Source organism: Sporosarcina saromensis (genome assembly GCF_033253735.1).
GTDB classification, from domain to species: Bacteria; Bacillota; Bacilli; order Bacillales_A; family Planococcaceae; genus Sporosarcina; species Sporosarcina saromensis.
Window position 1 is genome coordinate 73,841 of the sequence record NZ_JAUBDI010000001.1, and the last position, 21,386, is coordinate 95,226.

24 protein-coding genes are annotated in these 21,386 nt (G+C 40.8%); all 24 read right to left on the minus strand.

Translation table 11 applies throughout. From position 1 onward, the window contains the following. Window positions 1-1,092: a histidinol-phosphate transaminase gene (gene hisC, locus QT711_RS00405; protein ID WP_317941513.1), complete on the minus strand. Its 1,092-nt coding sequence runs from the start codon at window positions 1,090-1,092 to the stop codon at window positions 1-3. A gap of 24 nt (window positions 1,093-1,116) precedes the next feature. Continuing rightward, window positions 1,117-1,482: a chorismate mutase gene (aroH, locus tag QT711_RS00410; protein WP_317941514.1), complete on the minus strand. Its 366-nt coding sequence runs from the start codon at window positions 1,480-1,482 to the stop codon at window positions 1,117-1,119. A gap of 12 nt (window positions 1,483-1,494) precedes the next feature. After that, entirely contained in the window at window positions 1,495-2,583 is a 1,089-nt protein-coding gene (gene aroB / locus QT711_RS00415) for a 3-dehydroquinate synthase (protein WP_317941515.1), read from the minus strand. Between the two features lies 1 nt (window position 2,584). Next, window positions 2,585-3,766, minus strand: coding sequence for a chorismate synthase (gene aroC / locus QT711_RS00420; RefSeq protein ID WP_317941516.1), 1,182 nt, complete (start codon window positions 3,764-3,766; stop codon window positions 2,585-2,587). A gap of 130 nt (window positions 3,767-3,896) precedes the next feature. Beyond that, a complete protein-coding gene (locus tag QT711_RS00425) occupies window positions 3,897-4,667 on the minus strand; it encodes a CheR family methyltransferase (protein WP_317941517.1) in 771 nt (256 codons plus the stop codon). 252 nt (window positions 4,668-4,919) lie between these two features. Next, the gene (gene ndk, locus QT711_RS00430; protein WP_317941518.1) at window positions 4,920-5,366 is read right to left on the minus strand and encodes a nucleoside-diphosphate kinase; all 447 of its coding nucleotides are present in this window, start codon (window positions 5,364-5,366) and stop codon (window positions 4,920-4,922) included. A gap of 87 nt (window positions 5,367-5,453) precedes the next feature. After that, complete coding sequence (locus tag QT711_RS00435) at window positions 5,454-6,428, minus strand: polyprenyl synthetase family protein (protein ID WP_317941519.1); 975 nt, start codon at window positions 6,426-6,428, stop codon at window positions 5,454-5,456. Between the two features lie 25 nt (window positions 6,429-6,453). After that, a complete protein-coding gene (locus tag QT711_RS00440; RefSeq protein WP_317941520.1) occupies window positions 6,454-7,149 on the minus strand; it encodes a demethylmenaquinone methyltransferase in 696 nt (231 codons plus the stop codon). Window positions 7,150-7,168: 19 nt separating this feature from the next. After that, window positions 7,169-7,903, minus strand: coding sequence for a heptaprenyl diphosphate synthase component 1 (locus QT711_RS00445; RefSeq protein WP_317941521.1), 735 nt, complete (start codon window positions 7,901-7,903; stop codon window positions 7,169-7,171). A gap of 48 nt (window positions 7,904-7,951) precedes the next feature. Continuing rightward, on the minus strand, window positions 7,952-8,173 hold the full coding sequence (mtrB, locus tag QT711_RS00450) for a trp RNA-binding attenuation protein MtrB (protein WP_317941932.1): 222 nt from the start codon (window positions 8,171-8,173) through the stop codon (window positions 7,952-7,954). Between the two features lie 66 nt (window positions 8,174-8,239). Beyond that, window positions 8,240-8,809 carry a GTP cyclohydrolase I FolE gene (folE, locus tag QT711_RS00455; protein ID WP_317941522.1) on the minus strand — a complete coding sequence of 190 codons (570 nt, stop codon included), beginning with the start codon at window positions 8,807-8,809 and terminating at the stop codon, window positions 8,240-8,242. A 170-nt stretch (window positions 8,810-8,979) separates the two neighbouring features. Continuing rightward, window positions 8,980-9,252 (minus strand): HU family DNA-binding protein, encoded by a 273-nt coding sequence (locus QT711_RS00460; protein WP_037561579.1) that lies wholly within the window; start codon window positions 9,250-9,252, stop codon window positions 8,980-8,982. Between the two features lie 341 nt (window positions 9,253-9,593). After that, on the minus strand, window positions 9,594-11,072 hold the full coding sequence (spoIVA, locus tag QT711_RS00465) for a stage IV sporulation protein A (RefSeq protein WP_317941523.1): 1,479 nt from the start codon (window positions 11,070-11,072) through the stop codon (window positions 9,594-9,596). Window positions 11,073-11,160: 88 nt separating this feature from the next. Next, window positions 11,161-11,877, minus strand: a complete 717-nt coding sequence (locus QT711_RS00470) for a hypothetical protein (protein WP_317941524.1) — start codon at window positions 11,875-11,877, stop codon at window positions 11,161-11,163. Further along, complete coding sequence (locus QT711_RS00475; protein WP_317941525.1) at window positions 11,877-12,092, minus strand: DUF2768 domain-containing protein; 216 nt, start codon at window positions 12,090-12,092, stop codon at window positions 11,877-11,879. Before QT711_RS00475 ends, QT711_RS00470 begins: the two co-directional genes overlap by 1 nt. Before the next feature lie 28 nt (window positions 12,093-12,120). Next, window positions 12,121-13,140, minus strand: a complete 1,020-nt coding sequence (locus QT711_RS00480) for an NAD(P)H-dependent glycerol-3-phosphate dehydrogenase (RefSeq protein WP_317941526.1) — start codon at window positions 13,138-13,140, stop codon at window positions 12,121-12,123. A 17-nt stretch (window positions 13,141-13,157) separates the two neighbouring features. Next, window positions 13,158-14,468, minus strand: a complete 1,311-nt coding sequence (der, locus tag QT711_RS00485; protein WP_317941527.1) for a ribosome biogenesis GTPase Der — start codon at window positions 14,466-14,468, stop codon at window positions 13,158-13,160. 123 nt (window positions 14,469-14,591) lie between these two features. Next, window positions 14,592-15,731 carry a 30S ribosomal protein S1 gene (rpsA, locus tag QT711_RS00490; protein ID WP_317941528.1) on the minus strand — a complete coding sequence of 380 codons (1,140 nt, stop codon included), beginning with the start codon at window positions 15,729-15,731 and terminating at the stop codon, window positions 14,592-14,594. 80 nt (window positions 15,732-15,811) lie between these two features. After that, window positions 15,812-16,393, minus strand: coding sequence for a lysophospholipid acyltransferase family protein (locus tag QT711_RS00495; protein WP_317941529.1), 582 nt, complete (start codon window positions 16,391-16,393; stop codon window positions 15,812-15,814). Further along, window positions 16,393-17,067, minus strand: a complete 675-nt coding sequence (gene cmk / locus QT711_RS00500; protein ID WP_317941530.1) for a (d)CMP kinase — start codon at window positions 17,065-17,067, stop codon at window positions 16,393-16,395. Before cmk ends, QT711_RS00495 begins: the two co-directional genes overlap by 1 nt. 89 nt (window positions 17,068-17,156) lie before the next feature. After that, window positions 17,157-17,795 carry a flagellar brake protein gene (locus tag QT711_RS00505; protein ID WP_317941531.1) on the minus strand — a complete coding sequence of 213 codons (639 nt, stop codon included), beginning with the start codon at window positions 17,793-17,795 and terminating at the stop codon, window positions 17,157-17,159. 84 nt (window positions 17,796-17,879) lie between these two features. Beyond that, window positions 17,880-19,166 carry a PepSY1/2 domain-containing protein gene (locus QT711_RS00510; RefSeq protein ID WP_317941532.1) on the minus strand — a complete coding sequence of 429 codons (1,287 nt, stop codon included), beginning with the start codon at window positions 19,164-19,166 and terminating at the stop codon, window positions 17,880-17,882. Window positions 19,167-19,222: 56 nt separating this feature from the next. Continuing rightward, window positions 19,223-19,960, minus strand: a complete 738-nt coding sequence (gene sleB, locus QT711_RS00515) for a spore cortex-lytic enzyme (RefSeq protein WP_398295479.1) — start codon at window positions 19,958-19,960, stop codon at window positions 19,223-19,225. A gap of 677 nt (window positions 19,961-20,637) precedes the next feature. After that, window positions 20,638-21,315 (minus strand): glutamic-type intramembrane protease PrsW, encoded by a 678-nt coding sequence (prsW, locus tag QT711_RS00520; RefSeq protein WP_317941933.1) that lies wholly within the window; start codon window positions 21,313-21,315, stop codon window positions 20,638-20,640. Window positions 21,316-21,386 lie beyond the last annotated feature (71 nt).

A 21,386-nucleotide genomic window follows, 5' to 3' on the forward strand; every position in this document is an offset into this window, starting at 1 on the left:
CTACCTATTTTCTAGTAATAATTGTTCGAATGCTTCAAACAATCCGCTGTTCTGTTCATCCGTTCCAGCAGTAATCCGGATGTAGCCGGGTGTCCCTAATGCATTGCCACTCCTTACAATATATCCTTGTTTCAACAAAAATTCAGCAGCTTCATCTGCGTCTCCTGGTACTTCGATCAGGACAAAATTCGTTTCAGAATCAAACATATGTAAACCATTTTTGCTAGCAAAATCCTTATAACGGTTTCTTTGAACTTCATTCCGATCGCGGCATTGATAAATGAATGCATCATCTTCCAATGCTTTCGTTGCAACAGCAACCGCCAAAGTATTATTATTAAACGGATTTCGAATTTTGTTTAATTGTGAAATGATTTCTGATGAACCGATGCCGTATCCAATCCTGAATGACGCAAGACCGTATGCCTTAGAAAATGTCCGTAAGACGATGATATTTGGGAATTTATCCAGCAAAGTTAATGAGTCAACATGCGCTGGGTCTGTAACATACTCAAAATATGCCTCATCCAAGACGACTAAGATGGACTTCGGCACTTTTTGTAAGAAATCTAGTAACTCAGCATGTGGAATTAGGTTGCCTGTTGGGTTATTCGGATTGCAAATCCACATAACAGCAGTCTTGTCCGTAATCGCAGCTAAATGAGCAGACAAATCGTGCTGTCCATTTACAAGAGGGACTTCCGTAAAATTAGCACCTTCTATTTTTGCATTATGTGCATATTGAGGAAAAGTTGGCGTCGGCATGATGGTATGCTTGTTTTCATCTAGTAACGCTCGGGAGATGATTGTAATAATTTCGTCAGAACCGTTCCCAAAAAGAATCGATTCTTCGGAAACGCCATGTTTTTCCGCAAGCTTTTCACGCAAAGTTGTTGCATGTCCATCAGGATAAATCTCATAGGGCATGAGCGAGCTTCTTAAAAATTCAGCGACTGTAGAAGGACAACCATATGGATTTTCATTGGAAGCCAGCTTAACGACTTCGTTCAAACCGTAACGTTTCTTCACTTCCTCAGTAGATCTACCTGGTTTGTATGGATTCATTTCACTCAACACTTGTTTCCACTGCATCGAACTTCCCCCGCTCTGTTAGTTTTACTTTTGTAAATCTGGCCGAAGCTTTAGGGCTTCATTTTGATAAATATGTTGAATTCCTTCTTGTGGTATATCCGAATTAACATGCATCAACACCCGAATGCATAACGGCAGACCGCCGGGAACGTTCATTTCATGTGCACACATGACAGGTACATATTTCCATCCTTCTAACGAACGTACAGCCTTAGCGGGGAATGCCGATTCAATATCTTGTGTTGTGGATAAGATGACCGATACGATATCTGCCGGCTGTATCCCATTTGACTGCGCCATCTCTTTTACTAAGGCTTCAGTCACTGTTAACACTTCTTCACTGTTGTCTCGTACAACGGTAGTTGCTCCACGGATCCCACGTACTGTCATCCAATCTCCCCCTCAAACTCTTCTCTTTAATTCATCAAAAATCTGATGACATACTGGAATTGTCATTTGTTGTACAAAAGGCAATCCAAGGTTTTGTAACAATATAAAATGCATGTTACCAAACGTCGCTTTCTTATCTTTTAACATGTATGGTAAAAACGCTTCAAATGAGTGTTCATGTACTGGTTCAAAAGGATAGCCATTCGCTTTAGCGAAATCAATAAATTCATTTGTAAAAGAAGACTCAATTTCTCCATATTGCTCACTCGCAATGAGACTATACACCATGCCAATTACGACACATTCACCATGACTCAAACCACCATAACCATAAACTGCTTCAACTGCATGGCCGAATGTATGGCCGAAATTTAAAAACTTCCTGGATGAATGTTCAAATGTATCTTCCGCTACGATATCCGCCTTCACTTGAATTCCTTTTAACAATTCAGTAGATAACCACTCAACTGATGGCGAAGTGAAATTTTCTTTACGCAGTAATTCATACGACCAATCAGCATCTGATATGAATGCATGCTTCACCAGTTCTGCAAGACCGGATCGCATTTCTCTAGGAGGAAGCGTCTGGAACAAATCGGTATGAAAAAGGACTGCGGAAGGTTGGTGGAAAGAACCAACCATGTTTTTCCCTTCTGGAAGATTGATTGCCGTTTTTCCTCCCACCGCACTATCATGAGAGAGGATTGTTGTTGGACACTGTATGAATCGAATCCCTCTCATATACGTTGCGGCAACAAAGCCCGTTAAATCTCCACACGCTCCTCCGCCAAATGCAATTAGAATGGATTGCCGCGTAAAATTTTCGCGTAAAAAATAGGATTGGCAATCAATATATACTTCAGCAGTCTTACATTGTTCACCTGAAGGGACGACTTTCAATTTCGGTTCAACACCCGCTTGTTGTAACGCATTACAAAGTACAGGTAAATGGTGTTTCGCAACTGTTTCATCTGCAATGATCCCTATCTGATCCGCACTGGAAAGCAATTGGCGATACTTTGTAGAGAACAAATCATATACATCACTGCCAATATGCACATCGTATTGAAGATCTGCTAATTGAACGGAAAGTGTGCCCATATTAGAACTCCTTTACATATTGTCGATACTGTTCAATCTCTTTTTGTAATCCCGTTATTGTATCAGAACGGAACTCTTCCATAATCGCTTTTGCAATTTCTGTCGCAATGACGTGTTCCGCCACGACTGAAGCAGCAGGAACTGCACAAGGATCAGATCGTTCAATTGTAGCGACAAAAGGTTCTTTCGTATCAATATCAACGCTTTCTAGCGGCTTATATAATGTTGGGATAGGTTTCATAACTCCACGGACAACAATCGGCATACCCGTTGTCATTCCACCTTCTAAGCCACCGAGGCGATTCGATTTTCTGAAATAGCCTCGGTCTTTTGACCAAGTAATCTCATCATGTACTTCACTTCCAGGTTTTTGAGCCATTTTAAAACCAAGACCGAATTCCACACCTTTGAAAGCATTAATGCTCATCATGGCTCCAGCTAACTTGCCGTCCAATTTACGATCAAATTGAACGTAACTGCCTATTCCTGGAGGACACCCGTCAATAATGACTTCTACGACACCACCGAGGGTATCCCCTCTTCCTTTAATATCGTCGATTGCCGACACCATTCGAACCGAAGCATCTTTATCCGCACAATAAACCGGGTCGTTTTCGATAACTGTACGTAATTCATCCATCGACAAATTTTCATAAGAGGAAGGATCCGTAACAATTCCACCGATTTCTGTAACATGTGACACGGTTTCAATCCCTATTTGGCGAAGGAACTGTTTTGCAACTGCACCAATTGCTACACGCATCGTTGTTTCCCTGGCAGAAGACCTTTCGAGCACATTCCTTAAATCGCGATGGCCATACTTCATCCCGCCGACGAGATCCGCATGACCCGGTCTCGGTCTAGAAATTCTACGCTTAATGTCTTCCGGATTCACATCATCCGCTAATGGTTCAATCCCCATGATGCCCGTCCAATGCTTCCAATCATCATTCACGACTGTTAACGTAACTGGAGAACCTAACGTTTTACCGTGTCTGACGCCCGAAGTGATTAACACCTGGTCTTTCTCTATTTGCATGCGACGACCTCTACCATGTCCACCTTGTCGTCTCTTTAGTTCCTTATTAATCATTTCAGCCGTTAACGGCATTTGAGCGGGTAACCCTTCAATAATTGCTGTCAGTTGAGGACCATGTGACTCACCAGCTGTAAAATACCTCATCTCAATTCCTCTCTTTCTCTCTATTGTCAAAAGGATAAATATCCGTTTCATAGCACTTTATCAGAACAAAGTGAATTTGACTATATCTATTGTTAAAATATATTTGTAAATAGGTCGTAAAAAACCATTCTTACTTTTTGCGATAAAAAAACGTCTCTTCCGATTCAAATCCGTATTTAGATGGATTGAATATTTGCTCTGTGCTTCCGACGAACAATATGCCCCCCGGTCTAAGTGCCTTAGAAAAGCTTTCATAAATCTGATCTTTCGCTTCTTCCGTGAAGTAAATCATTACATTCCGACAAACAATCAGATCAAAACCTGATCCGTATGAGTCATTTAAAAGATTGTGCTGTTTAAATTGAACGGTTTGTTTAATGGAATCTTTTACTTGATAATGTTGACCTTCATTGATAAAGTACTGCTCGACAATTTTTCGTGGTACTTCCTTTAAGGATCGATCTGCATACAGACCGACCTTTGCTCGTTCAATCACGCCGCTATCTAGATCCGTTGCCAGTATGGAGATATCTTTTAATGGTACGTGTGATGACAACACCATTGCGAGCGAATAAGGTTCCTCTCCTGTCGAACAAGCCGCACTCCAAATTTTCAATTTTTTATTTTCATTGAGCAGTTTAGGGAATATTTTCTTATCCAGTACTTCCCAGCGTTGCGCATTGCGATAAAACTCGGACACATTAATTGTCATTCTATCTAGGAACTCTTCCAATAACTTTGCATCATTATGTATAGCTGTGTAATAATCTGAAAAATTATCGTATCCTCGCTTTTCATACAAAGATGTCAATCTTCTTTTCATCTGCGCTTCTTTATATAAAGAAAGGTCGATACCCGTTTTATTTTTTACTTTCTCAATAAACTGTATGTAATCTGTCAATCTTGACGACGCTCCTTCCGAACCTTTTTTCTAATTATAGCGGAAAAGAGTTGAAAAATGTGTGACAAATGCAAATCGGATGCATATTTATGCCTATCTCGGTTGATGATGAAATGATTACTCGCTTAAACTACTATGGAATTATCATGGAGAATCGTTTTGCAAGCATCAAGATGTTGACACATATAATAAAAACAGCCTTGCGTTCGTACGCTTGGCTGTTTTTATCAAACCTTACTGGTAGTCATTAAATTAGTTAATCCAGCTGACCATTGCTTTGTCATAGCTTACAAGCTCTTCTTCCTTGAAGAACAAGTTGATCTCACGGACTGCAGATTCTGGTGAGTCTGAACCATGAATGATGTTCTTGCCGACAGTTACAGCAAAGTCTCCACGAATTGTTCCTGGAGCTGATTCTTTTGGATTTGTAGCACCCATCATAAGACGTGCAGTTGAGATAACGTTTTCGCCTTCCCAAACCATTGCAAATACAGGGCCTGAAGTGATGAATTCTACAAGCTCACCGAAAAACGGACGCTCTTTATGTTCACCGTAGTGTTGTTCAGCAAGTTCTTGAGAAATTTGCATTAATTTCCCGCCTACTAATGTAAATCCTTTACTTTCAAAACGGTTTACGATTTCACCGATTAAATTACGTTGTACGCCGTCTGGCTTTACCATTAAAAATGTTTTTTCCATTTATAAACACTCCTTCACGTATGTATGGAATTTTATCCTTACTGATCGTACCATTCAGATCCTAAACTTTCAACTGGTATCTCTTCATTAGAACTTTCTTTGTCCAAGAAACTCGGCAATTTGTAGCAACGATTTTTTCGCCTCGCAATCCGGCAACATTTCAACTTCCGCAATTGCTTTTTCCAAGTATTGATCACTTACACGTTGTGCTCGTTCAATAGCACCTGACTGACGTATATATGTCAACATCTCTCCCCGCTCAACATCTGTCAACGTTCCATAGAAGGAGCGTACCAAATAGGGCTGGAATTCCGGTTCATCTTTTATGTAAAGTGTCGGTAATGTTAAATGTCCATTTAACAGATCACTACCAGCAGGTTTGCCAAGTTTTTCATCTGTTGAAGTAATATCCAGTATGTCATCAACAATTTGAAAAGCCATGCCGGCAAAATAACCAAACCGCTTCAGTTTCCTGACAACATCGGGAGATGCATTTGAAACGAGTGCACCTAATTCACAACTGGAGGATAACAACAAAGCCGTCTTTCGTTTAATACGGCGTAAATAATCGCGGAATGTTTGATCAATCTTTTGTTGGAATTCTATTTGAATGATTTCACCCTTACAAATCTCCAACATCGTCTCTGCGAGTAACTGATGGACTGCCGACATTTCAATTTCACCGATCGACACGAGTGCTCTTGAGAAGATATAATCACCTGTATACATTGCAATACGATTATTCCATCGTGCTTTGACCGTTTCGAATCCACGTCGGACATCCGAATTGTCAATGACATCATCATGTACAAGTGAAGCCATATGAATCAGCTCCAAGGAGACCGCGACTTTTGCAACATTCTCCTTTGAATACTGCCCAAACTGTGATGACAATATAACGAAAATCGGACGAATCCTTTTCCCCCCTGCACGTAAAAGCAGGAGAGAAGCTTGCCGAATGACCGGGGAAGAGGAGTCTACGGTTTTTTCAAGTTCCTTTTCGATAAATGTTAGGTCCTTTCGAAACCCAGTATAAAGTGACAATAACTTCAATTTCTCCAAGACAATTACCTTCCCCTACTTGCAATTATTTGTATGCGATGTGCCCCGCTGTTGCCCCACCACTATATTTCTTATAAGATACTTCACGAAACCCAGCGTCTACGAACATTTGTGACAATTGCTTGGCACCTGGAAAGTCATCCGCAGATTCTTGTAACCATGAGTATTCCTTATAACTTTTCGCAAAAAGTTTTCCGAAAATCGGCATGATATATTTAAAGTAAAAACGGAACAGTTGGCGGTACCCAGGAATTTCCGCTTGGGATGTTTCTAGACACGCTGCCATGCCCCCCGGTTTTAATACTCGACACAATTCCTTTAATACTTGCTCATAGTCAGGTACATTCCGTAAACCGAAACCTATTGTTACATAATCAAAACTGTTGTCAGGAAACGGCAATTCCATCGCGTTGCCTTGAATCAGTTCAATGGTAGGGTATTTGTCAACTTTCGGTTTGGCTGAAGCAAGCATACTTGGGCTGAAATCGAGCCCTTTCACTTCTCCTTCCATCCCTACAGCTTCCGCTAATGCAATGGTCCAATCTGCAGTACCGCAACAAACGTCTAGTGCCTTCGCACCTTTTTTCACATTCATGCGTAACATAATATCATTACGCCATTTTTTATGTTGATTGAAGCTGATTACCGAATTCATTTTATCATAATCCGTAGCAATCTTTTCAAATACATGGTGCACTTTTTCTTCTTTAGATGTTTTCAAGATGGTTCCCCTTTCTTTCTTAAATGGGTTTACCTAAAAGAGGGGTCGCGAGCCTAAGAATTTCCTGCTTTAAAAAAGGGCTTAGAAATTCAGCACTCACAAGCTCTTCTTGTAAGATTGTCGTCAATATGGATATCGCTTTTTCAACATCCGTTTTACTCATGGAATTCCCTGTCCAACCATATCGTACAATTGCATTTTTGGAGAACTTCCTGGAAAACCAAATAAGTGCCAATGCAGACTGCGTAATTTTGGTATACCGCGAAAAGCCGTACGTGTTTAGAAACTCCGAAATGCATCCGGATTCGATGCAAGTCATTGATTGAATCAATGCTTGTACACTTTCTACTTCTTCCATTAACAAATTCGTTTTCGTCTCATTAATCCGTCCTATCATCTCAGACATGGATGTAATAAAAGCAAAATCCGAAATAGATGCTAATAACTTGTAGTGAATGCCACTAAAATGATCCCCAGACAAGACCATTAGTTGTTGTTCTTTAGAAGAGGCATCTAAAATATCCACCTTATCATGGATATCAAAAGCTGCATGTACAGCTCCAACTGCAAGAGCAGACACATGTAGCTCTTCTGACCATTCTTCGCCGTTCAGTAACGGTAACAATAGAAAAAACGCCTTTGCATCGTCCAACGGCATTCTTCCTAATGTTTTGGTCATAATGGGTTCTTGAATGGATTGTTCAACATCCCTTATATAGTATTGAATCTTTCGATTGAGTAGTTGTCTGTCCATCTTCGGATCTCCATTCAATTGCAATGTGAAAGAGTTATACGATTAGAGTTATTCTTTCCCATCGCTATAAACAATTCCATGGGCCGAGTGAATTTCGGATTTACCACGGATTTTCATGGCGGATGTATGCTCTGTAAATTGTGCAATCATCACTTCACCACAATCCAATTTCTCGGTATGATGGAACTTTGTATCGTTCCCTCTTGTGAGACCAATAACGTTCACACCGTCTTCTAATGCTTTAATCACGATAAATTCAGGTTGAGCCATGTTTTCCACTCCTGTCATTCATATACATCCAATCATATCACAGAAAACCAATTAACCGCAAAGACATCAGATGGACTTAAGAAGTGACAGAATTTCAGCTCTTTTCACATCGTCATGTTCATAGATTCCACGTGCTACAGTTGTTACGGTTTTAGCACCCGGCTTTTTAATACCACGCATCGTCATGCACATATGTTCTGCTTCAATAATGACATATACGCCAATAGGATTCAACATGCCCATCATTGCATTCGCAACAGTTGACGTAATTCGTTCTTGCAATTGCGGGCGTTTTGCTGTTGTCTCAACTGCACGCGCTAGCTTGCTGAGTCCTGCAACAACTCCGTTCCGCGGTATGTATGCAATATGAGCATGACCAAAAAATGGTACAAGGTGATGTTCACACATTGAGTGGAAAGGTATATCTTTTACTAATACAACTTCATCGTGGTTTTCATGAAAAACGGTCTCAAAATATTGTTTAGGATCCTTATCGATTCCTTGAAAAACTTCCGCATACATCTTGGCTACCCGGTTTGGCGTTTCCAACAATCCCTCTCGTTGTGGGTCTTCCCCAATAGCCTCCAAAATCATTGTCACTGCTTTCTCTATTTTAGGCAGATCCATTTCATTCATGCCAACAACCTCCTCAACCCTTTGAAATGCTAGTCCTTCAAAGATAGTAGCATAATCCCAAGCATACGTACAGTTCGTGGATTCTATCGTCCATCGTACATAATAAAAGGAGTCCGCCCCTAGATCTGTTAGCCAGAATTAGCGGACGGACTCCTATGTAAGCTTAAAGATTACTTAACAGCATCTTTAAGCGCTTTACCTGCTTTAAATGCAGGAACCTTGCTAGCAGCAATTTCGATTTCTTCACCTGATTGCGGGTTACGTCCTTTACGAGCAGCACGCTCACGCACTTCAAAGTTACCGAATCCGATCAATTGTACTTTATCACCATTTGCAAGTGTCGATTGGATTGTATCGAATACAGCTTCAACCGCTTTAGTAGCATCTTTTTTAGTCAGACCTGCCGCTTCGGCAACTGAGTTGATCAATTCTGTTTTATTCACACCATTCACCTCCTCTCAAAGGGGATTGCTGTTACACCGCTAAACGGTGTTCTGCGCTTTTCTTTTTGTCCAGCTCCGAACACCAGCTCACGCGTCCACTTCTGGCTCTCGGACGAAATGCGAGCATTTCTTCTCGATCCTTCCAGTGGCCGGTTGAGCTAAACGGTGTTCTGCGCTTTTCTTTGAACACTGTAAAAAGAGTAACATACTCAAAACGGCGGTGCAACAATATTATCGACGTTTTGGCCGTATTTTAGCTAATTTGACCAAAAACAGAAAAAGACCCGGAAAATAAGGGTCTTTTCAGCATATTCCTTGACAAATCGAATGGTCAGGACATTTTAAACGATAAATGTAATCATGCCTTTATTTCCATCATTAACCATCTGTTCAATTGTCTCACGGAGACGTTTACGCGCATTCGGTGGAACAGATGAAGTCTTGAATCGTATACTTTCCTTCAACACCTCATGTAACGGTGTTCCGAAAAGTTGTGTTTGCCATAGTGCTTCTCTGTCGTGTAAGTATGCATTTTTCAGTTCCTTGAGCAGGTGGTGACTATGGAATTCGGAGCCGATTAATGGAGAGAACTCCGCATCCATATCAATTCGGATAATGTGTAGTGAAGGCGCCGCTGCCTTCATACGCACACCGTAGAAGTTATCTTGTTTAATTAATTCTGGTGGAGACGGTTGGAAATCATCAATTGTCGGCAATGCAACCCCATAGCCGGTCTTTTTGGCTGTATCAATTGCTTCTGCATACATGTCATAAGATTTTTTCGCTTTCACCGCATCTTTGATAAAGACGAGCCAATCTTTCTTTGTACGCATTTCTTGCTGCATGAAGTCTTCACAAACTTCCTGGAATGCCAATTCATCCATTTCAATATTAACTGTCGCTTTCCCTTTTCCAGCGTCCACTTCTACAACTTCCGCGTGTCGGACGTACTTTTCATCTTTCAAACGCTCTGCCAATGCCCGTACTTCACGAATTTTTGAAGCACCTAAAAAGCCTTCTTTTATCACATTGTCGATGGATGCATTCATGTCATGTTCAGCACCGAGAACATCCATCCAGTCAGGTTTTTGTAATTCGATGTCCGTAATCGGAAATTCATATAACGCTTCTTTTAATATGAGTTGAATCTCCTGGGCATTTAATTGATCTGCACTGATTGCAATGACTGGAACACCATGTTGCTCACGAAGCTGCTCTCTAAGGGCAACTGTCCGGTCATGAGCAGGCATTTTTGAATTTAATACAATGACAAAAGGTTTGCCGATTTCTTTTAGCTTGCCGACAATTTCCTCTTCTGCAACTGCAGCGGCAGCTCGAGGAATATTGTTCACGGTTCCATCCGTCGTGACAAGTATACCGATGGTCGAATGATCTCGAATCACTTTATCAGTGCCAATCCGTGCAGCTTCCTCAAAAGGTATCGGCTCATTGTGCCAAGGTGTATGGACGTATTTCGGTCCATCCTCGTCTTCATATCCTTTCACACCGTCAATGACATAACCGACACAGTCAGCTAGCCTGACTTGAAAAGATAACTCACCATCCCCGATCGATACTTGTGTACCTTGGGCAGGTACAAATTTCGGCTCAGCCGTCATGATAACCGGACCAGGGGAACTTTGAGGTAGTTCATCCTGTGCTCGAGCCCTGTCGCCAGCATCTGTCATGTTCGGTATGACGACCTCTTCCATCACTCTTTTGACGAATGTCGATTTACCGACACGAACAGGGCCTACTACTCCGATATAAATATCCCCATCTGTCCGTCTAGCAAGATTTTCGTATAATTCCTCTTTCATACTTAGCCCTCCCTTTTTTCGCGCATATTAGTTTATGTAAACGAAAAACGTTTCATGCTAAAAATGCATGAAACGTTTTAAATAGACGTTATTTTTTATTCATGAAGATCGGCTCGTTATCTTCATTTACTGTATAGGGCAAAGAATAAGCAGGAACAACTGCACTTTTTTCCTCTAGCAAATACCGTATATCTTCTCCTGCTTTCACGTCCGGTTTCTCCTCTTGCAAAATCCGATTCAAATCAATTGAATAATCCACATAAAAATGCCCATCAGCCGCTACTACGATTGGTAACTGCGCATCCGAATACGGACTTTCGACTTTTAACGGCTCTTTGAAACCCATTTTTTCATAGTCGATTTCATAGACATATTCACCGACTTCCTCTTTGAACGGAAGGCTACCATTGATTTGCCTGCGTAAATTCAAATCTCTAAGTCGTTCGGCAATTCTCAAGTCCACTAATTTTACAGTCGGGTTCTCCTCTACATCCATTAAGACATATTGAAAAATCCCCCCATTCTCATACGCATTCGAAGGAATCTTCTCTGTATAACCAGGGACAATCTTTGCAAATTCTATTGGGTATTTTATGTATCTGTCTGTGTCTTGGTCTTTTGTCTTAATCGGCAAGAGACCACCATTTGCTTCCTGATACGCATCTACCGCCTTTTGCACAACTTCAATCTGTTCTTCGTATGGATTTTCCTTTGTCGCTCGCTCATTATCAGGATACATACAACCTGCTAAAAGTAGTGCGAAGGACAACATGAGAGCAAGTATGCTTTTTCGTTGCATCAACATCATTTCGCACCTCCTGAAGGCCCACTAAATACAAGGTAGATCATTGCAAAAAACGAAAAGAGCAACAAAGCATATGCGATTAGCGCAAAAATAAACTTCAGAAATCTATTCGACAGCTTGTGTCTGCTTACATAGATGAGTCCCATGGAAATCGCCATGAAACCCATCGCGTAAAAAGACAGCCACATTTTATCCAACGGGGACAAATGGATCATCCTTTCCTCTGCGGCAGAACAACATTATTCATTTATAAAAAATGTCTTCTGTTTCTTGTTTTTTCATTCTGTTCATCAGTTGATCAACAGCTTCTTTCGGATGCACACTTTCGAACAAGACAGCGTACAGCGCTTGTGTCAGTGGCATCGAAACATCATACTTTTCAGCTAAACGATAGGCTGCTTTCGTTGTACGTACACCTTCAATGACCATCCCCATACCAGAAACCACCTCATCGAGCGTCTGTCCTTTACCGAGTAAATTCCCTGCTTTCCAATTGCGTGAATGGACACTCGTGCACGTCACAATTAAATCACCCAATCCAGTTAGCCCTGAAAAGGTAAGTGGATTCGCACCCATTTTCACACCAAGACGTGTAATTTCTGCAAGCCCACGTGTAATGAGCGCTGCTTTTGCGTTGTCTCCATATCCGATTCCATCTGATATCCCAGCACCAAGTGCAATGATGTTCTTTAACGCAGCACCAAGTTCCACACCAATTAAATCATCGTTCGTGTAAACGCGGAAGTATTGGTTCATGAAAAGGTCTTGCACACGTACTGCTGCCTCATTGTCATTTGATGCTGCCGTAATCGTTGTAGGATGTCTAAGAACAACTTCTTCAGCGTGACTTGGACCAGAAAGAGCAACAACCGCTTGCCGTTTTGATTGATCGATTTCTTCTTCTATTACTTCAGAAATACGCTTTAAGGAATCAGGCTCAATTCCTTTAGATACGTGAACAATAAGTTTTGGCTCATTAGAAAGCGCTTCTATTTGTCTACAAACTTCCCGTATCGCTTTTGTAGGCACTGCGATGACAATCGTTTGAGCATGTGCAACTGCTGCTGCAAGATCAGCGTGGGAATGCAAGTTTTCTGGTAAGGAGATACCTGGTAAATAAGCTGCATTTGTATGCTGTTCGTTTATTTCTACAGCTTGTTCGGTTCTTCTAGTCCACAACAAACAATCATGTCCGTTTTCAGCTAATACAAACGCAATTGCCGTACCCCAACTACCTGCACCGAGTACTGTGATTTTTTCCAAAATAGGACACCTCTTTTTCAGCTTCTTGCTCGTGTTATTAAACGAATCGGTGTTCCTTCAAATCCGAATGATTCGCGTAAACGGTTTTGAAGGAATCGTTCGTATGAAAAATGCATAAGTTCAGGTTCATTGACAAAAACAACAAATACAGGTGGTTTGATTGCCACTTGCGTAGCGTAATAGATACGCAGTCTGCGGCCTTTATCTGACGGTGCTGGATTTCGTGCAACGGCATCTTCAATCACTTCATTTAACACGCTTGACTGAATACGCATCGCGTGGTTTTCACTAATCATTTTGATTTGATCGAACAACGTTGTGACCCGTTGTTTCGTCTTCGCTGATACAAATGAAATTGGTGCGTAGTCTAGGAACAAGAAGTTTTTCCGGATGTCTTCTGTGAATTTATTCATCGTCTTGTCATCCTTTTCAATCGCATCCCATTTGTTCACGACGAAAAGTATCCCTTTTCCTGCTTCTTCTGCATAGCCAGCAATCCGCTTGTCCTGTTCACGAATGCCTTCTTCCCCATTAATGACGATTAACACAACATCGGATCGGTCAATTGCTTTTAATGCACGCAATACACTGTACTTTTCCGTGTTTTCATACACTTTTCCTTTTTTACGCATTCCAGCAGTATCTATAATTTTGTACTTTTGACCTTCAAATTCATACGGAGTATCAATTGCATCTGTCGTCGTACCTGCAACGTCACTGACGATGACGCGTTCTTCTCCAAGCAACGCATTAACGAGTGATGATTTCCCGACATTCGGTCTTCCGATCAACGAAAAACGTATGACGTCATCCTCAATAGCTTCTTCACCAGGTGCCGGAAAGCTAGCAGCAACTGCATCCAGCAAGTCACCAAGACCGATGCCGTGCGAGCCAGAAATCGGATAAGGATCTCCAAAACCGAGGGAGTAGAAATCATAAATCATATCCCGCATGTCTGGATTGTCAATTTTGTTTACTGCCAATACGACGGGTTTTTTCGTTTTGTATAGGATCTTTGCAACTTGTTCATCAGCATCTGTCACACCTTCTCGTCCATTTGTCAAAAAGATGATGACATCCGCCTCTTCGATCGCAATCTCAGCCTGCAAACGGATTTGCTCCAGGAACGGTTCATCGCCTATATCGATGCCTCCTGTATCGATTATATTGAAATCATGAGAAAGCCAATCGGCAGAGCTATAAATACGATCACGTGTTACGCCTGCGACATCCTCTACAATCGATACACGCTCTCCTACAATCCGATTAAAAATTGTAGATTTTCCTACATTTGGCCTTCCAACAATTGCTACGGTTGGTTTACTCATTCGTCTTAACACCCTTCCAGTATATCTCTTGTGCTATTATACACAAAAAAGGCGATGATGCCTATGCAAGCACCATCACCCACAGTTTTGCCACATTGACAAATGTTCATAAATCCGTCAAATTTATTCTGTGAACTTTTTTAATTGATCACCAATGACGTCACTAATTGAGAAGCCGGATTCTTCTTTCATTTCATATCCGTCAAAAGATTCTTCTTCCTCTTTCTCCAATAAATCCTTAATACTTAGAGAGAGTCTCTTCTCATCTGCATTTACATCAACAACTTTTACTGCAACCTGTTGTCCTTCTTCCAACACTTCATGTGGAGTACCGATATGCTGATGAGAAATTCTTGAAATGTGAACTAAGCCTTCAACTCCAGGGAACACTTCGACAAATGCCCCATACGATACGAGGCGTTTAACGGTTCCTTCAAGCGTCGAACCAATTGTTGCCCGTTGTTCAATCCCATCCCACGGTCCCGGCAATGTTTCTTTGATGGATAATGAAATTCTCTCAGCATCGCGATCTACAGAAAGGACTTTCACCTTCACTCGATCGCCTTCTTTGACTGCATCAGAAACTTTATCAATATGTTCATGGGAAATTTGTGAAATGTGAACTAATCCATCAACACCACCAATGTCAACGAAAGCCCCAAAAGAAGCAATCCGTTGTACAGTACCATCAAGGACTTGACCCTCTTTCAATTCATCAAGAATCTCGTCTTTCTTCGTAGCTTTTTGTTGTTGAAGGACTGCTCGATGGGACAAAATCAGTCTGTTTTTTTCTTTGTCCATTTCAACAATTTTGAATTCCATTGTACGTCCTTTGTAATCATCAAACGATTCCACGAAATGATCTTCGACGAGTGAGGCAGGAATGAATCCTCTTACACCTAGATCTACAACGAGTCCACCTTTTACAACATCTTTCACTTCAGTTTCAATGGTCTCTTCGTTGCGGAACTTTTCTTCAAGAGAGTCCCAAGCATCTTCCGCATCGACTTTTCGTTTGGATAATACATAATTTTCATCTTCCACTTTTGTAATGATCAATTCAAGCTTGTCCCCTACTTCCACAGCGTCCGATGCTTTCTCAATGTGAAGGCTTGACAGTTCACTTATTGGGATGACACCGTCAAACGGTGCACCAGAAATTTCGACCATTACCGATTTATCTTCAATCTTCGTCACAGTCGCTGTGACACGGTCACCCTCTTTATACCCGTTCATTGCATCCAAATTCATTTCTTCCGTCATATGTAGTCCTCCTCCATAATGAATCCTATCTCTATATTATTCGAATCGATTCATAAAAACAAAAAATTCACCTTATCAAATTATTTGTTTTGCTTCAAAAGGGTTTGGATTTCATGCATGATTACTTCGGTCACCTCTTCTGCAGATGCTTTACGTTCACGATACGGAGTCATATCAATCGGCTTGCCATAAACGACGTGTAAACGTTTAAATCGTTTGTAAGGACCAATGATTGCACACGGCATTACGACCGCTTCTCCTTTTAATGCAAAGAACCCAGCTCCAGCAAGACCTTTTCCTAATTCGCCCGTCTTACTTCTTGTCCCTTCAGGGAACATTCCAACAACCTCGCCACTTCTGAGCAGCTTCAATGCGGTACGAAAAGCCTCCCGATCACTCATTCCTCTTTTCACTGGAAATGCTTGAACTTTTGGTAAAATGGATTTTAGGATCGGTACGTGAAACAATTCTTCTTTCGCCATAAAATGGACAGTGCGCGGGGCTGTAATTCCGACTACAGGCGGGTCTAAATTGTCAATATGGTTCGCACAAAGAAGAACACCACCGTCTTTAGGGAAATTTTCTACACCTGTCACTTTAATACGGTATAAAGGATAAAAGATCGTACTAACGAGAAACTTGCCAAAAGGATATAAATTCATCAGTACATCCTCTTTTCTGCGATTTCAACGATTTCATCGACTACTTCTTCAATTGACATGGAGGTTGTATCTACTAATATAGCATCTTCCGCCCTCTTCAATGGAGAAATCTCCCGCTCACTATCTGCCTTGTCTCGGTTTTCAATCGCTTGTTTCAATTCTTCCAAAGGTGTATGGATACCGCGTTTCGTATTTTCTATAAAGCGTCTTTCTGCACGCTCATCAACCGAAGCAGTCATAAAAATCTTTACTTCAGCGTCAGGAAGCACCTCCGTACCGATATCTCGACCATCCATAACAACGCCCATCCCAGCAGCTAAATCGCGTTGTTTTTCAACCATCAGTTTACGAACAGTGCCATGCGCTGCCACTTTAGAAACACCCGCAGTAACTGACTGTGACCGAATTTCCTCCGTACAGTCTTCACCATCAATCAGGATTGCTTGCGTGTCATTTACCGGCAATAGCACAATCTCTGTTTGCCTTAATAGGTCGGATAATTCGTTGTCACTATCCATATTTATGCCTTGTACAATCGCTTTATGCGTCAATGCTCGATACATTGCTCCTGTATCGATGTAAGTGTAACCTAGTTTTTTAGCAATCCTTTTTGCAATCGTACTCTTCCCTGCAGCTGCAGGACCGTCAATTGCAATTGTAATCCCTTTTAACATATCATCTACCCCCGAATTCAATTCGAAAACATTGTATCATATAAAAATGGGAAAAGTCCCATTGTAAACAGGACTTTCCCCAAATCTGATCATTTACTCATCCGTTCTTTGATTTGTCTTTCAAAACAGAAACGGATAATATGTTGCCGATCTAGCAGATCAATATCTGTAAATTGCATCGAAGCAATTCTTCGTCCGTCCTTTTCCCATATTCGTACAGCTTTCGCCTTTGATTGGATATATTTAATTTCATCATTAACGTACGGCAGTACAATTGTCATAGGCACGAGTTGCGCTTCCTCTAACGACTCACTGGATCCCAAGTTAATCGCAATACCACCTGCACTAATATCCTCGGCAACAAATTGGCGATACACTCCGTCAAAATCAATTGAAACATCTATTGCTGTTTCAACACGCACAAATTCTCGACGTTGAATTTTTAACAACTCATTGTCTCCCGGGTAAGACAATTTTAACATTGGTATACCTTTGTTCATCCTGCCTGTCACTTCTGCTTTAAATACATACGATAACTTGTTGTCAATAAATGAAATGAGTAATTGCGTACCATCCATGAAAAAAGCTGTTCGTTTCGTTTCAATATGGGACGGATAGTCTATTAAAACAAAATCCTCTCCAGAATCAACGACTTTGCTTTTATACTTTTCTCCATCCTCGATGAAATCTTTTTCAATTGTCACTGTAGTACCCACTTTTAAACGCATGCTGGTACACCTACCTTATAATAGTTAATCCTATTATGTCATGAGTAGGCAAAAATTCCAATATTGTTTTTTAATCCATTTGGACTAATCCAGTTTCTCCGTTTTAATAACCTCTTTGTTTTCAGTATCTACAATTACATTGTACGTACCTGTATGGCCGTGTTCATCTCGCGTGACCGTTAAGTAATACGAAAGCCTTTGTTCTAAACGTTCATTTTCTACGTAAGCTAGTTCGTTTCGTACAATGTTCACATCATTGTGGAAAAACTCTTTCCAATCGATTTTATCAATTGCTTGGCGGTGCAATTTTTCTTTTTGAATGTATTCAGCGGCATTTAAGCCAATAATGCCCCCTGTGTCTTTCGCGACTTTTAAATGAATTACATCAGAAAACACTTTCGCCCCGTAAAACGGTTCTTTACGCACAAAAACCAAATGCCATGACGTACTATTTTCTCGCGCTTCTTCATAGACAAGATCTGTATATTCTGCTCGTTTCAAGAAGTCTTCAGCTTTATTTTTAATTTCTTCAAAAGAAAAGTTCTCTTTCCCAAACGGACGTTCAGCTAAATAAGATAAGACATGCCCACCTTTTTCTGTAATATCAATATAGCCAATTGATTCACCATCTGTGAAGCGAATGTGGAAAAATGGAAATGGGGAGCCGGGTTTACTCATTTCCACGCCGATAACATCATTGGACACTTGAGGGAAGAGACCTTGAAATCTTTTCACAGCTTGGTCTTGCGTGATTTTTGGTTCGTCGATATTTTTTAATTCCCTCTTTTTCATCGCATCCGATTCACTTGCCGTTAAAGGAAAATCACTTTCAGTATAACTTTTAATCGATTGACTCATCTTCATCCAGTCGAAGTCAGGATTCGTAGCATTCAACCTTTCAGTCCACTCATCCACAGAGTATTGACCTTCAACAAGACTGGATGTTGCGACTCTCCATTCATTTTTCATATCACCTAAGTTTTTGGATGCTTGTGACATGACCTTATAATATTCATCCGGATTTTCAGATTGCTGCGCTTCTTTCGCATAATTGCCGATACGTCCAAGATAATTCATCCACGTTGTTGAAAAACTTGTATCCAGTGGTAATGATGCGACTGAATTTTTTATGTCCGATGACAATCTCCATATATCGTCTTTTGCTTCCTTGGAACCATCCGAAGCGTTAAAGAGTAATGTCTGTTTCACTGCGGAATCCAATTCGTCCAGTTTCTCAGAAGCATCTGCCATTTTTTGCGCATACTGATTACTTAAAGCTAGTGATAAATTTTCATTTTCAGCGGACTTGTTATAAGCAAATACCCCGACAACGAGTAACGCATAAACTAAAACAAATACTGTTTTTTTCATTTTGTCCTAAACAGCTCTTACATAGAGCTATTCCAATCCTCCTTTCACCCAATTTATTAATGGCAGAAAATGTGTAAACCAATCTTTTTAACTTGTGGCCTTGTCCAAATCCATTTGCTCGTAGCAGTAATAGGATTAAAATAGTAAATGGAGTTTTCGGAAGGATCCCACCCATTCAATGCATCGAGAACAGCTTCTTTCGCCCGTTCATTCGGAGTCAACCAAATTTGACCGTCATCAACAGCCGTAAATGCACCAGGCTGAAAAATTACACCCCCTACTGTATCGGGAAAATCAGGATGCTCAACGCGGTTTAGAATGACAGCAGCTACGGCAACTTGCCCTTCATAAGGCTCACCTCTCGCTTCACCATAAACTGCATTTGCCATTAATTTCAAATCTTGTTCAGAGTATTTGGAAGGCAAATGGATGTTTTCCTTCTTTCCTCCACCTTCTTTTACTTGGGAAGCAAGTGGCTTACCACCGTAATGTGTGAATTGATTGCCTTTCTTAATATTGTCTTTCACAAACTTTTCGTCATAGGACGATGCCGCAGTTAATTTCTTCTTCGTTAGCGTCCCTGCTATGCCGTCGATCGGCATTCCGTACTTCTCTTGAAATGAACGGAGAGCCCAATAGGTTCCATAACCGAATTTCCCATCAATTTCTCCGTTATAAAACCCGATATATTGTAATCTTGCTTGCAGCTCGATGACGTCGTCCCCAGTTGCCCCTTTCGCAAGATCCCTGGAGCTGAATGCTTCAATTTGAATAGGGGCAGTCGTGTACGTCATTCCTACTAATAAAATACCTGTCAACATGCTAAGTATTAGTTTTTTCAATTTCATACCCTCCTTTTTTTCAGTTTGTCCAAGATTATTCTTTTTATAAATTGAATGGCATAAAAAAAGATTCTTGACAAAACTCTAAATAGACCGTTCCTCTGCGCTCCAAAAGGCACGCTTTCCGCGGGGCGCGCTTGAGCCAATCGAACAACGAAGAGTTCGATTTGCCGTATTTCTGCGTACTTTGCGGAAATTAAGGCATCCTTGTTCCAACGCTACGCTTTTGCTCGCAAAAGCCGTTCTGCGTAACGGCTTTCCCTGCGGGGTCTCAACATTCGCGCTAAATCCCGCAGGACATTGAATAGACTTCCTCGAATAAGCACCGCACGAAGGAAATGCGCCAGCATTTTCGAGGAGTCGGCCTTTTTCCGCTCCGATCCACTCATGAATATGAAAAAGAAAAATTGAAAAATGCAAAAAAAATGCAGTCGGCGAATTTGCCTACTGCATTTTTTTGTCCCAAACCCCACAACCATATTTATTATCACTAATCGTACTGTTTATCCACTTTGTTCAAAAGTATACTTTTCGAACACTTTAACTCAAAAATCCGGTGATTAACTAAAACTCTAAGAAATATATCGAAAGTTCATTTAAGACTTTGTATAAAAAACTACCTGCATATCTCATTTCACTTGTGCTTTTTTCCTAAATTGTTGCATTGCAAATGTATGTGCATACTTAACACGCGTCAAACCAAACCACCACAAAAACAACATAAACGGAATGATTAAGTACAACGAATGATCATTGACGCCTAAAATACCGTTATAGATGAAGTGTAAAATAAATGAAGCAAAAAAGGCGAAGAATAACATACCTTTTTGACTCTTAGCTGTAGCAAATTTTGCTTTCCCTATATAATAGCCCATCACAACTCCGAACAATGCATGGCTTGAAACAGGTAATAATGCTCGAATAAAGGCGGTATCCAAACCGAACGTAAATAAATACAAAATATTTTCTACTGTGGCAAATCCTAATGAAACACTTGCACCATACAAAATTCCGTCATAGGCGTCTTCGAATTCAATGTGTTTATAAATCGCTATAATCAAAATAAGCCATTTGAAAAACTCCTCTAATCCACTTGTGAAGAGCGCATTTCGAAAAAATTCGTTTTCAATAATTTGTTCTTCTTCAAACACATGTTGGATGAACATAATCGGAAAGGTCATAATCGCTCCATAAAGGAATGTATGAAAGAGTGTACGGGATGGGTCTTTTGCAATTTGTTTTCTTAAATAGAAATAACTGAAAAGTGCCAATCCTGGTGCAATCGCAACTGTCAGCAAAATAATCATCACGCAACGGTCTCCCTTCCCTAATAGTATATCACGCATCTAGCATACTAGAGAATACCACTTCTTGCTAT

Coding starts and splice junctions, on each gene's coding strand:
- QT711_RS00470 (WP_317941524.1), bottom strand. CDS start 11,877: ATGTTGATGCAACGAAAAAGCATACTTGCTCTCATGTTGTCCTTCGCA.
- aroC (WP_317941516.1), bottom strand. CDS start 3,766: ATGAGGTATTTTACAGCTGGTGAGTCACATGGTCCTCAACTGACAGCA.
- spoIVA (WP_317941523.1), bottom strand. CDS start 11,072: ATGAAAGAGGAATTATACGAAAATCTTGCTAGACGGACAGATGGGGAT.
- der (WP_317941527.1), bottom strand. CDS start 14,468: ATGAGTAAACCAACCGTAGCAATTGTTGGAAGGCCAAATGTAGGAAAA.
- hisC (WP_317941513.1), bottom strand. CDS start 1,092: ATGCAGTGGAAACAAGTGTTGAGTGAAATGAATCCATACAAACCAGGT.
- rpsA (WP_317941528.1), bottom strand. CDS start 15,731: ATGACGGAAGAAATGAATTTGGATGCAATGAACGGGTATAAAGAGGGT.
- mtrB (WP_317941932.1), bottom strand. CDS start 8,173: ATGGCTCAACCTGAATTTATCGTGATTAAAGCATTAGAAGACGGTGTG.
- QT711_RS00510 (WP_317941532.1), bottom strand. CDS start 19,166: ATGAAAAAAACAGTATTTGTTTTAGTTTATGCGTTACTCGTTGTCGGG.
- prsW (WP_317941933.1), bottom strand. CDS start 21,315: ATGATTATTTTGCTGACAGTTGCGATTGCACCAGGATTGGCACTTTTC.
- QT711_RS00475 (WP_317941525.1), bottom strand. CDS start 12,092: ATGATCCATTTGTCCCCGTTGGATAAAATGTGGCTGTCTTTTTACGCG.
- sleB (WP_398295479.1), bottom strand. CDS start 19,960: ATGACGTACACGACTGCCCCTATTCAAATTGAAGCATTCAGCTCCAGG.
- folE (WP_317941522.1), bottom strand. CDS start 8,809: ATGAATGAAATGGATCTGCCTAAAATAGAGAAAGCAGTGACAATGATT.
- aroB (WP_317941515.1), bottom strand. CDS start 2,583: ATGGGCACACTTTCCGTTCAATTAGCAGATCTTCAATACGATGTGCAT.
- aroH (WP_317941514.1), bottom strand. CDS start 1,482: ATGACAGTACGTGGGATCCGTGGAGCAACTACCGTTGTACGAGACAAC.
- QT711_RS00445 (WP_317941521.1), bottom strand. CDS start 7,903: ATGGACAGACAACTACTCAATCGAAAGATTCAATACTATATAAGGGAT.
- QT711_RS00505 (WP_317941531.1), bottom strand. CDS start 17,795: ATGCGTTTAAAAGTGGGTACTACAGTGACAATTGAAAAAGATTTCATC.
- ndk (WP_317941518.1), bottom strand. CDS start 5,366: ATGGAAAAAACATTTTTAATGGTAAAGCCAGACGGCGTACAACGTAAT.
- cmk (WP_317941530.1), bottom strand. CDS start 17,067: ATGTTAAAAGGGATTACAATTGCAATTGACGGTCCTGCAGCTGCAGGG.
- QT711_RS00495 (WP_317941529.1), bottom strand. CDS start 16,393: ATGAATTTATATCCTTTTGGCAAGTTTCTCGTTAGTACGATCTTTTAT.